The 11,393-nt window shown below is 70.8% G+C and carries 11 protein-coding genes; 1 reads left to right on the forward strand and 10 read right to left on the reverse strand.

Translation table 11 applies throughout. The features are described 5' to 3' along the window. Positions 1–69 precede the first annotated feature (69 nt). Positions 70–1,215 carry a DUF7373 family lipoprotein gene (locus EL493_RS22105; RefSeq protein ID WP_126405838.1) on the reverse strand — a complete coding sequence of 382 codons (1,146 nt, stop codon included), beginning with the start codon at positions 1,213–1,215 and terminating at the stop codon, positions 70–72. Between the two features lie 79 nt (positions 1,216–1,294). On the opposite strand from EL493_RS22105, the gene EL493_RS22110 reads away from it, so the two are divergent. After that, entirely contained in the window at positions 1,295–2,200 is a 906-nt protein-coding gene (locus EL493_RS22110; protein ID WP_051719589.1) for a RecB family exonuclease, read from the forward strand. 6 nt (positions 2,201–2,206) lie between these two features. Here the strand turns inward: EL493_RS22110 and EL493_RS22115 are convergent, their stop codons facing one another. From EL493_RS22115 to EL493_RS22150, 9 genes are all read right to left on the reverse strand, one after another. Next, positions 2,207–3,334: a YeiH family protein gene (locus EL493_RS22115; RefSeq protein ID WP_019047519.1), complete on the reverse strand. Its 1,128-nt coding sequence runs from the start codon at positions 3,332–3,334 to the stop codon at positions 2,207–2,209. Beyond that, a complete protein-coding gene (locus tag EL493_RS33615) occupies positions 3,334–3,468 on the reverse strand; it encodes a hypothetical protein (protein ID WP_019047520.1) in 135 nt (44 codons plus the stop codon). Before EL493_RS33615 ends, EL493_RS22115 begins: the two co-directional genes overlap by 1 nt. A 181-nt stretch (positions 3,469–3,649) precedes the next feature. Further along, positions 3,650–4,501, reverse strand: a complete 852-nt coding sequence (gene hisG, locus EL493_RS22120; protein WP_019047521.1) for an ATP phosphoribosyltransferase — start codon at positions 4,499–4,501, stop codon at positions 3,650–3,652. A 58-nt stretch (positions 4,502–4,559) separates the two neighbouring features. Beyond that, entirely contained in the window at positions 4,560–4,823 is a 264-nt protein-coding gene (locus tag EL493_RS22125) for a phosphoribosyl-ATP diphosphatase (protein ID WP_019047522.1), read from the reverse strand. A gap of 241 nt (positions 4,824–5,064) precedes the next feature. After that, a complete protein-coding gene (locus tag EL493_RS22130; RefSeq protein ID WP_019047523.1) occupies positions 5,065–6,876 on the reverse strand; it encodes a choline/carnitine O-acyltransferase in 1,812 nt (603 codons plus the stop codon). Positions 6,877–6,885: 9 nt separating this feature from the next. Then, positions 6,886–7,701 carry a class I SAM-dependent methyltransferase gene (locus tag EL493_RS22135; RefSeq protein ID WP_019047524.1) on the reverse strand — a complete coding sequence of 272 codons (816 nt, stop codon included), beginning with the start codon at positions 7,699–7,701 and terminating at the stop codon, positions 6,886–6,888. 12 nt (positions 7,702–7,713) lie between these two features. Beyond that, on the reverse strand, positions 7,714–8,577 hold the full coding sequence (locus tag EL493_RS22140) for a HalD/BesD family halogenase (protein WP_019047525.1): 864 nt from the start codon (positions 8,575–8,577) through the stop codon (positions 7,714–7,716). Positions 8,578–8,732: 155 nt separating this feature from the next. Continuing rightward, the gene (locus EL493_RS22145) at positions 8,733–9,428 is read right to left on the reverse strand and encodes an HAD family hydrolase (RefSeq protein WP_019047526.1); all 696 of its coding nucleotides are present in this window, start codon (positions 9,426–9,428) and stop codon (positions 8,733–8,735) included. A gap of 75 nt (positions 9,429–9,503) precedes the next feature. After that, on the reverse strand, positions 9,504–11,315 hold the full coding sequence (locus EL493_RS22150) for a serine/threonine-protein kinase (RefSeq protein WP_022566774.1): 1,812 nt from the start codon (positions 11,313–11,315) through the stop codon (positions 9,504–9,506). Positions 11,316–11,393 lie beyond the last annotated feature (78 nt).

Consider the following 11,393-nt stretch of genomic DNA (forward strand, 5'->3'; position numbering starts at 1 on the left):
CTTCGAGTGGACATCACAGCCTGCCAGGTCGGCCCGGTCCCGCACCGCACGGGGTGACCCGTGGGTGGTCTACTTCGCCGCCGCGAGTACCCGGTACTGCTCGCGCGCCTCGCTGTGCGCCACCTCCTGGGTCTTCGCCCAGACCTCGGCGACGTGCCTGCCCGCGGTCACCAGGCAGACCCAGGCGTTGGCATGGTCCTTCCCGTCGGTCAGGCAGGACACCCCGGGTACGTCGGCCGGCGCGGGCGCGGTGGTCTTGGCGCGCGCGGCGGCGATGGCGGCCGCGGTGGCCGCGCTGAGTTCGGCCGCGCCCGCCGCGTCGGCGGCGCGGTAGACGGTGCTGCCCTTGGTGGCCAGAGCGCTCACGCCCAGCCGGGGATACAGCGTCACCGCCGCCTGCTGGTCCTCGGCGAAGAGCAGCGCGGCGTGCTGCCGGTAGGCGCCCCGGCCGCTGCCGTTGTCGCCGATCGAGAGCGCGTAGATGCCGTCCGGGTCGTAGGGCAGGCGGGCGAGGTCGGCCGTGGCCGTCGCGGTGAACGAATCCAGCAGCGGCCGTTGCCGTTCCAGGGCCCGCGCGGTGATCGCCTCGATGTCGGCGAGCGCACCGGCGCGCACCTTGGTGAACACGACGTAGTCGCGGTACGGCGTGAAGGCCATGCCCTCGACCCGGCCGCGCGCGGTCAGCTGGACGAACCGCGTGTCCGGCGCGGTCGCCAGGGGCGTCGGTGTCCAGTCGGCCGTCTGCAGCAGTCCGCGTTCGGCGGTCGCGGCGGTGGCGAAGTCGTCGGCGGCGGTCGTCGCGGCGGCGGCGTCGGGGAAGCGCAGCACGCCGTGGGTGAGCCAGTGGGATTCGCCGATCTCCATGCTGCCGTTGGATCGCTCGCTGACGAACCCGGCCAGCAAGCCGTTGTCGTCGGCGGCCTCGGCGATCGCGTTGTGGTGCCCGGCGGAGATCCGCAACCGCGCCGAGGTGAGGACATCGGAGCTGCCGTGCCGGACGAAACGGGGGTCGATGTCGGTGGGCAGCGCCAGCACCTCGGCGATCCGCATGCCCTCGGCCAGCTTGCCCGTGCGCAGGGCCTGCTCGGGACTGGTCGTCGTGGTCGCCGCCGCCGTGGTGCTGGCGGGTACCCGGACCGTCTTGCCCGGTTCCTCACACGAGCTGAGCACGATCATCGCGGCCACGGCCGCCCCCACCCGGATCATTCGATGCATGCGGTGATCTTGGCAGAGGCGAGGGTGCGCGACGAATCGTGACGATGGGCTGTCGGTGCCTGCCGATACCCTGCGAAGTATGTCAGTGCCCGTGTCCGTGTCCCCCGCCGACGATGCCGCCGACGCTCCGGCCCCGCGGTCGCGTCCGGCGCTGTCGCCTTCGCGGGCAGCGGATTTCAAGCAGTGCCCGTTGAAGTACCGGTTGCGGGCGGTGGACCGGATTCCGGAACCGCCCAGCCGGGCCGCGGTGCGGGGCACCGTGGTGCACGCGGTGCTGGAGGATCTGTTCGGGCTGCCCGCCGCCGATCGTCATCCGCGGCGGGCGGCCGAGCTCGTGCCGGGGGCCTGGGAGCGGGTGCGCGCCGGGCGCGAGGAGGTCGACGAGGTGGTCGCCGCGGGCGGGCCCGAGGCCCTGTTCGCCGAGGTCCGAAGGCTGGTCGAGAGCTACTACGAGCTCGAGGACCCCACCCGCTTCGAGCCGCACGCACTGGAGGAGCGGGTCGAGGTCGACCTGGCCGGAGACATCCCGCTGCGCGGCTTCGTCGACCGCATCGACGTGGCCCCCAACGGGCTGCTGCGGGTGGTCGACTACAAGACCGGCCGCTCCCCCGGCCCGCAGCACGAGGCACGCGCGCTGTTCCAGCTGAAGTTCTACGCGCTGATGATCCTGCGCACCCGCAACATCCTGCCCGCCCAGCTGCGCCTGATCTATCTGGCCGACAAGGTCCTGCTCACCTACGCCCCCGATCGCGACGAGCTGGAACGGTTCGAGCGCATCCTCACGGCCCTGTGGCAGGCGATCCTGGAGGCGGGCCGCACCGGCGACTTCCCGCCCACCCGCAACTCGATGTGCCGGTTCTGCGACTTCCACAGCCTGTGCCCGGAGTACGGCGGCACCCCGCCACCGTATCCGGGCTGGCCGCAGCAGGATTCGTCGCCGGTCGCGCTGGGCGTGCCCGAGGTCCGCCCGCCCGAGGACGTCTGAGCGCGGCTACCCGGAGAAGTCGCGGAACAGCAGCACCGAGAGTCCGAGTCCGACCGCCAGATTCACCACGGCCGCCGACCCGAAGACGACGATCGGCCGCCACCCAGCCTCGCGCAGCCCGCGCAGCGAGAACTCCAGGCCGATGGAGACGAAGGCCAGGATCAGGAACCAGGTCCGCAGGTCGTTGATCACCGCGAGGTGCGCGGCGCCGGTCTTCTTGTCGACCGACTGCAGGTACAGGGTGCCGATGATCGAGGCCGCCACGAAACCGAGCACGAATTTCGGGAAGCGAGCCCAGAATTCGCCGAGGGACGGCCTGGCCGCGCCCGGGGTGCGGTCGACCCGGAAGGCGAACCAGGCGGTCAGCGCGATCGCGACGACGCCGATCAGCGCGTTCTGCGTGGTCTTGACGATGGTCGCGATCTTCAGCGCGTCCTCGCCCGCCAGCGCGCCCGCCGCGGCCACCGCCGCCGTGGTGTCGATATTGCCGCCGATCCAGGCACCCGCCACCGCGTCGGACAGGCCGAGCGCGCCGGCCAGCCAGGGCAGCAGGAAGATCGACGGCAGCGCGAAGATGATCACCAGCGACGCCGCGTAGGCGATCTGCTCGCGCCGCGCCTGCACCGCGCCGGCCGCCGCGATCGCCGCGCTCACCCCGCAGATGGAGACCGCCGAGGACAGCAGCGCGCGCAGTTTGTCGTCGAGCCCGAGCAGGCCGCCGAGCCACCAGGTGAAGCCGAAGACGATCGTGATCAGCGCCAGCGCCTGCACGATCGCCGGCGCGGCGGCCGTCACCAGGATCTTCAGGTTGATCGAGGCGCCGAGCAGCACGACGCCGGTCTTGATGAAGAATTCGGTCCGGAACCCGGCCGAGAGCCGATCCCGCAGCCCCAGTTTGCTCAGCACGATATTGCCGATCAACCCGATCGCGATCGCGTACACCGGGTATTCGACCGTCTTGGCGACCCGCTGGAACGGCGTGCCGACGGCCCACTGCGGCGCCTGGGTGTCGAAGAAGCGGGTCAGCGCGCCCAGCGCGAGCACCAGCGCGATCCCGGCCACCACGTCGGCGCCGGTCGGTTTCGGATTGGTGTGCAGCGCGGCGGTTTCGGTGGTGGTCTTCGGCTCGCTCATCACGGCACCAGCCAGTCGGGAATCGCGCCGGCCAGCACCAGGCCGATCAGTGCGAGGCCGACGACGGTCGCCAGCCAGTCCTCGTTCCAGGTGAACGCGCTACCCGGGCGCGGCTCGGGTGGTGTCTGCGACACGGTGACTCCTTGTGTTCCTCATCGAGAAACCGCAAGGTAGCAACGCGTTCGCCGCCCCACACCGATTGCGTTCAGCCTGAGCGGATCTCGCAGACAGCGGCGCCGGGCACGCGATAATGGCCCACGGACGGTGACGGCCCGGCGAGCGTTCGTGCTCGCCGGGCCGTCACCGCAGCGGAGATCAGAAGGCGCGGCAGGACCGGATATCGGTGGCGAGGATGGCCTTGGCGCCGAGGTCGGCGAGGCGGTCCATCAGCTCGTTGCCCTGCTTGCGCGGAACCATCGCGCGGATGGCGACCCAGTCGGGGTCGGCCAGCGGGGAGATGGTCGGCGATTCCAGGCCGGGGGTGATGGCGACCGCGTCGTCGAGCAGCGACTTGGGGCAGTCGTAGTCGAGCATCAGGTACTGCTGGGCGAACACCACACCCTGCACGCGGGCGATGAGCTGATTGCGGGCCCGGTCGTCCTGCGCGGACCCGGCGCGTTCGATCAGCACGCCCTCGGAGTCGCACAGCGAGTCGCCGAACGCGACCAGGTTGTGCTGGCGCAGGGTGCGGCCCGAGCCGACGACATCGGCGATCGCGTCGGCCACGCCGAGCTGGATCGAGATCTCCACGGCGCCGTCGAGGCGGATCACCTCGGCCTCGATGCCGAAGCGGGCCAGGTCGGACCGGACCAGGTTCGGGTAGGAGGTGGCGATGCGCTTGCCCGCCAGATCCTCGACCTTCCAGTCCTCGCCCGCGGGCGCGGCGTAGCGGAAGGTGGAGCGGCCGAAGCCGAGGGCGAGCCGCTCACTGACCGGCGAGCCGGAGTCCAGCGCCAGGTCACGACCGGTGATACCGAGGTCGAGCTCGCCGGAGCCGACGTAGATCGCGATGTCCTTGGGCCGGAGGAAGAAGAACTCGACCTGGTTGGCGAGGTCGAGGACGGTCAGGTCACGGGAGTCGGTGCGTTTGCGGTAACCGGCCTCGCTCAGGATCGAGACGGCCGATTCCGACAGCGAGCCCTTGTTGGGAACTGCGACGCGCAACATGGGAAGGGGTCCTTTCGGGAAGAAGACGGGAGGAGGTGTCGACCGGACGGATCAGCCGTCACAGATGTCGGTACACGTCCTCGAGCGTCAGCCCGCGACCCACCATCATCACCTGGACCCAGTACAGCAGCTGGGAGATCTCCTCGGCGAGTGCCTCGTCGCTCTCGTGCTCGGCGGCCAGCCAGATCTCCCCGGCTTCCTCGAGCACCTTCTTACCCTGGAAATGGACGCCGGCGTCCAGCGCGGCCACGGTGCCGGAACCCTCGGGACGGGTCTGGGCACGCTCGGTCAGCTCGGCGAACAGGGATTCGAAGTTCTTCACGATGAGAGATTGTTTCACACGCCTGCCACCCGATTTCCAGCCCCGCACCCGCGCACCCGGACTGCCGCCGAACAAGCCCCGCCCCGCACGCCCCGACCTCGCGGAGGGGACGGCCACGCCGTGGCCGGTTCGCGGCCGTCCCGCCGGTCAGGTGCCGTTGCGCAGGCGACAAGGAGCACAGCAACGGTGCCTGACCGGCGGGACACAGGGGGCCGCGAACACGCGGCGCCCCCGCCGCCGGCTAACTCAGCAGTTCGCGCAGGTCGGCGACCGCGGTGCGCAGGTGGTCGGCGAAGGCGTGCATCTGGTCGGCCACCGACTTGGGGGTGGCCAGGTAGATGTTCCAGCGGTCCGGCAGCAGCACGTAGGCGATGCCGATGCAGGTGGGGCTGGTGGAGCCGAAACCGAAGTAGCGGATGTGCACCGACGGCGCCGAGCTGGTGCTCAGGTAGTCGTCGCGCATGATCGTCCAGCCGGGGCTGTCGAACAGCGCGATCTGCTCGTCGGCGACGCCCAGTTCCGCGCCGCGACGGCGCTGGATCCACTGCAGCTCCCACAGGTGCTGCTCGGGCGCCTGCCCGGCCTGGCACTCCTTGGCCCGGCCCACGTGCGCGCTCGCCGCGGTGCGGGCGGCGGCCAGCTTGGCCGCGCGGTCGGCGGTGTCGTCGACCATCGCGTCGACGAAGGCCACCATCTCCGGGGTGACCACGCGCATGGCCTCGGTGCGGCCGTTGCGGAACTGCCGGGTGGCGATGGACTCGTAGGTGGCCCCGGTCAGGCCCTTGCTGCGCCGGTGGGCGAGCTGGTAGGCCAGCTGGGCGAAGGCGTCGGGCGAGATGCCCAGCTGCTTGGCCGCCCCGGTGCCGAAGTCGTCGAAGGAGACCAGCGCGGTGGCGGTGTCGGCGGCGAAGCGGGCGAAGTCGGCGCCCGCCGCGGCGATGTCGGCGCGGGCGGCCGAGTCGAGCACGAACTCCACCGGTTCCACCGCGGGCAGGCCCTGGGCGCGGGCGCCGCTGGTGGCGGCGTGGTCCTGCGCAGTCCGCTCGAGCAGCGCGTCGACGAACGACAGCACGGTGGTGCCGTCGAGGCCGCAGTGCTCGATGTTGATGCCGGCCTGGCCGTCGGCGAAGACGATGAACGACACCGACTTGTCGAAGTAACGGTTGGCGCTGTCGCCGTGCAGCAGCTGATCACAGGCGTGCAGTTCGTCGCGCGGGGCGAAGTCCTCGAGACACACCGCGAACAGCGCGGTCTCGATCTCGTCGAAGGCGGCGACATTGGCCGCCTCGGTGCGCAGTGCGGCCCGGCTGCTCGCCCACTCGGCCCTGGCCTTGGTGGTGAGGTGGCCGACCGCGGTGTCGGTCGCCGCGGGCTTGGTGCCGCCCTTGAGCACCGCGCGCAGTCCGTCGACCACGTCCTCGAAGGCATAGGGCGCGCCGTCGGGGCCGATGACGTCCATCCGGAAGATGTTGCCGCGGTAGAACACCACGATGTGGCGCGCGTCCGACGGACCCGGCCATTCCGGGCTGTAGGGCTTGCGGACGGTGTCCTGTTCCGCGCCGGGGATCCGGGTCTCGGAGAACAGGTACTTGTTCTGCCACATCGACAGCTGCTGCCCACGCTGAGTGACCGGCGGGACGAGTTCCTGGTCCAGCGCGAGCTTGTAGTCGACGGCCGCGCCGATGAGCGCGGCGGCGCGCTCGGTCTGGCCCGCCACGGTGGAGGCGGCCAGCGGGGTGTCGTCGCGGAACAGGAACACGAAGTTGGCGTTCAGCGCGATCCGGTCGCGGCGGCCCAGGTAGCGCGAGGGCCAGAACTCGTCGAGCCAGCTACCGACCCCGGGCGTCGCGTCGTACTCCGCGAGCGCGGCGTGCAGGGTCCGGCCCGCACCGCCGGGCCGCAGCAGCTCGGCTACTGCGGCCTCGGTGGTGGCGAGTTCGTCGGCGTCGAGCAGCGGTCGGCACCACTGCAGGAACCGCGCGCAACTGTCGTCCAGTGTCGGCAGCGGTACCCGGGGCAGGGTGTCTTCGGCGGCGAACGTCGGTTGGTTCAATCCAGATCCTCAGGTCTCGATGGGATGCGGGCGGGAGACGAACAGGTTGGCGTAGAGCCAGCCTTCGGCTTCGTGGTCGGTGGTGTCGATTCCCTTGGCGGCCAACGCATCCAGCACCTGGGCGCGTTCCTGATCGGAGGCGAAGCGACGCTGCTGGAACATACCGGGACGTTGCTCGCTGCGATAGCCGAGCGCGGCGAGTTCCTCGGCGATGGGGCCGAAATCGAACATGCGCAACACGAAATGGGCCATCCACGGTCGTTTGCGCGGATCCGCTTGGGCGACCCTGGACAGGGTTTTCTCGGTGATGTAGCCGACGCAGCCGGTTGAGATCACCAGATCCGCGGAGGCGAGCACACGGCGTTGCGCCTCGGTCGGCTCGGTGGCCTCGAGGTCGGCGTGCACGTAGTCGTGCAGGAATCCGGCGGCGTGAGCGTAGGCAAGCGCCGGGCGTGCGGCGTCCATCCCGACGAAGCGTACGTCGGGCAGCAGGTCGGTGCGTAACCGCTCCCGGTCCGCCGCGATCAGCCCCACCTTGTCGGTCTCGGCGTGGTCGCGGTAGTGCCCGGCCAGTTCTTCGACCGTGGTGCCGGTCCGCAGCAGCGCCGCGTTCACCCCGTAGGAGCAACCCAGGTCGAGCACCGTCGGGATCCGGTCCGGCCGGGCGGCGCGCAGCTGGCGCAACTGCTCCTGGAAGTGCGGCTTGGCCAGTTCCGGAATCCGGTAGTCCAGCTCGTTCATCCGCGCGAAGTAGGCACGCGGATCGGGACTTTCGTAGATGTCGTCGAAGGATGCTTTGCCGGTGGTGTGCAACGGAACGGACATGGGCGGTTCCTCTCAGTCGAGCAGTCGGTCACCTCGGACGGCGTCGGCCGCGGCGGCCACATGGTCGGGCAGGACACGGCCGAACAGCTGCCTGGTGCGTTCGACAGTGCCGATCACCCCGGGCCGGTCCGTGTAGGCGAAGATCGCCGAATGTCGTTGTCCGGCACCGGCCACCTCGGTGACCCGGTGCAGCGAGAAGCGGCCCTTGAACAGCTGCAGATCGCCGGGGCGCAGTTCCAGGGCGCGGATGAACCGCTCGCCCTCGCCGGTGAGCACGGCGCGCACGTCGTCGAGATTCTCGGCGTGCGGCGCGCGGATGTTGGGGCAGTATTCGAACACCCCGCCCGCGTCGGGACGCCGGGTGAGCATGCTGACGGTGAACTCGTTGGTGTCGAAATGCCAGGGGTGCGACATGCCCGGCTCGACCACGTTCAGGCACAGACCGGCCAGCGGATCGGCGAATTCGTGCAGTTCGTCGAGTTCGAAGCAGTCGGCGACGAAGCGCTGGAAGATCGGGTCGGTGTAGAGGCGCTGGATCAGCGCGTCGGCGGGAATCCGGTCGCGGGCGACGAAGGCGTTGCCGCGGTCGAGCACGATCCGGGCCGGATGACCGTCGGGCAGATCGGCGTCGAGCGGGATGTTGTACGCGTTGACCCGTTCCACCTGGTAGTGGGCGTGGGGGGCGATCGCCTCCCCCTCGGCGCGCAGCGTGTCCCACAGTTCCGGCCGGATGAATTCACGCAGGACCGTACAGCCGTCCCCGGCCAGTTCGGCGCGGGCGGCCTCGACCGCGGCGCGCCGGCCCGGACCACCGAGATCGGTGAGCGGATACCGTGCGATGTCGACGATTTCGTCAAGCCCCCGCGTCCCTGTCATGTATTCAGTTTGCGGTAATTCTCGCCGACACGCCCAGGGTTTCGGCAAATCCGGCCTATCCCGAGCAGATCACAGTCGGCCGGATTGTGCTGTGCGACAACAGTTTTCGAAAGTTTCACCGCGATCGCGAAACAATCACGGTAGGCTATTGCGCCCTATCTCGCTGCGCTGCCGAAATGTTCGTCCCGCGCCACGAGCGCGGCGGTCAGATCGGCGACCGACAAACCCACCAGTGACTCCCGGAATACCCGCCCCGGCGCCTCGGGAACCGCGATTTCGCACGGAATCACGATCAGCCCACAGCCCGCCCCCTGTGCCGCGAGTGCGCCGGTGGGCGAATCCTCGATCGCCACACACGCGAGCGGGTCGACGCCGAGCAGGTCGGCGGCCCTGCGGTAGATGGCGGGGTCGGGTTTGCCGTGCGCCACTTCGTCACCGCAGACCGAGGTGTCGAAGAAGTCGCGCCCGAGCGTGTCGAGCCCGTATTCGGTGAGCGAGCGCTTGGTGTTGGTCACCAGCGCGCAGCGCATCCCGGCGGCGCGCACCATGGCGAGCGCGTCCTTGGCGCCGGGCCGCCACGGGATCGGGCCGAGCATGAGTTCGGTGACCCGGCGTTCGAGGAACTCCCCCGCCTCGGCGAGCATCGGCACGGTCGCGTCGACGCCGATGCCGTCGAACAGCATCCGCAGCGCGTTCGGCCCGGAGGCGCCGATCAGCGCGTGCCGGACCTCGTCGGTCAGCTCCCGGCCGTGCTCCCTGGCCAGTTCCCGGACCGCGATGTCCCACAGCTTCTCCGAGTCGAGCAGCGTGCCGTCCATGTCCCACAGCACCGCGGCCGGTCGCGCGCTCACCTGATTCTCGCCTCGTTCTCGTCACGTCGGGGTCGGCCGGCGGGCGCCGGAGCCGGATCCAGGGTAGCGGGCGAGTCAGACGCCCGATCCGGCGATCTGCAGGCCGGCGCCCGTCCCGGCGACCTGGATCCACCGGTTCTCCGAGGTCACGGTGCCGTTGGCGAGCTGGTAGGTCAGCGACACGACGGCCCGGTTCTCCCCGCTGGGCGTGATCGAGCCGACCGTCACCGACCGCACCGACGACCAGAACCTGGAGTACTCGCCGAAGCCGCCGGTCTGGGCCTGATAGCCGGGGGCGAGCTGGGCCCAGGCGCCGCCGATGTTGCCCGGCAGCATGCCGTAGTACCCGGCGATGAACTGGTTGATCTTGTCCGGGGTAGGCGGGCCGAACGGGGTGGTGGTGATCGTGGTGGTGGTCGGACTCGGGGTGGCGGTCGGCTTGCCCGAGGTGCTCGTCGGCGCGGCGCCGGAGGTGGCGCCCGGGGTGGTCGGCCCGGACGGCGGCGGCGCGGACACGGTGACCGTCTCCTGCTCCGGCACGATCACCACGGTGCTCACCTTGCCGTCGACCACCGTGGTGACGGTGACCGGATCCGCGGCCTGCTGCGCGGGATCGGCGCCCCGGTCCCGGGTGACCACCAGTACGACCAGCATCACCGTGAACGCCGCGACGGCGGCGGCGAGCAGCAGGATGGCCCGGCTGTTGTTCGGCGGGTCGGTGCGCGCGGGCGCAGCCGGGACGACCGGGGGCGGCCCGGACGGCGACAGCGCGCGCTCCTCACCGCGCACGTCGTCCTGGACGTCGTGGCGCTGCGGATCGTCGCCGCGCGGTGCTCGCGACGGTGCCGCGTCCGCACCACCCGCCGGGCCCGCTGTTCCGGCGGCGGACGACCCACCCGTGATCGCGGACCTGGCCGCCTTGGCCAGCGCCAGGCCACCGCCCAGCAGCGCGGCAGCGCCGCCCTTGGCCGCCGTCGCACCCGCGGGCGCGGCCTGCTGCGGCAGCACCGTCGTGGCCGACTCGCTCAGCGGCAGCACTTTCGTCGCCGTGGCGGGCAGTGCCGGAATCCGGCCCGCCGCCACGTCTTCCAGCGCCTTGCGGGCCTGCGCCATGGTCGGGCGGTCGTCGGCCGACGCGGTCAGCAGCCACATCAGCACCGGCCCGAGCGAGCCGGCCTGCTTCGGCTCGGGCACCACTCCCCTGGCCACGGCGTGCAGCACCGCCAGGGGGTTGTCGCCCTCGCCGAACGGTGGCGCGCCCTCCACGGCCGCGTAGAGGGTGGAGCCGAGCGCGAACACGTCGGCGGCCGGTTTCGGATCGTCGCCACGGGCGATCTCGGGCGCCAGATACGCGGGGGTGCCCGCCAGGAAACCAGTGGCGGTGACGGTGACATCGCCGGTGGCGTGCGAGATCCCGAAGTCGGTGAGCTTGACGGTGCCGTCGTCGCCGACGAGCAGGTTGGCCGGCTTCACGTCGCGGTGCATGATCCCGGCGTCGTGCGCGGCCGACAGCGCCGCGGCGGCCTGGGCGCCGATCCCGGCCACCTCGAGCGGCGGCAGCGTCGCCCCGCCCGCCAGCTTCACGGCGAGGCTCGGCGCGTTCATGTATTCCATGACCAGCCAGGGCTGGCCGTCTTCCTCGGCGACGTCGAAGACGGTGATGGCGTTGGGGTGGTGCAGGCGGGCCGCGATCCGGCCTTCGCGCATGGCCCGCAGTTTCGCCTCCAGCGCCTGCGAACCGGTGAGTCCCGGTGCCAGCAGCAGCTGCTTGACCGCGACCGTGCGACGCAGCCGGACGTCGGTGGCGCGCCACACGACCCCCATCGCGCCCGTGCCGATCGGGTCGGTGAGTCGATAGCGTCCCGCGATCAACCGATCCGATGTCATAACGTGTGCCCCTCCTGCATACCGCCGAGTCGTCCAGCCCTCCGCGCCACAGCGGGATGAAACTTCCGAAAATCCTAC

The sequence above is a fragment of the Nocardia asteroides genome (assembly GCF_900637185.1).
Classification (GTDB): Bacteria; Actinomycetota; Actinomycetes; order Mycobacteriales; family Mycobacteriaceae; genus Nocardia; species Nocardia asteroides.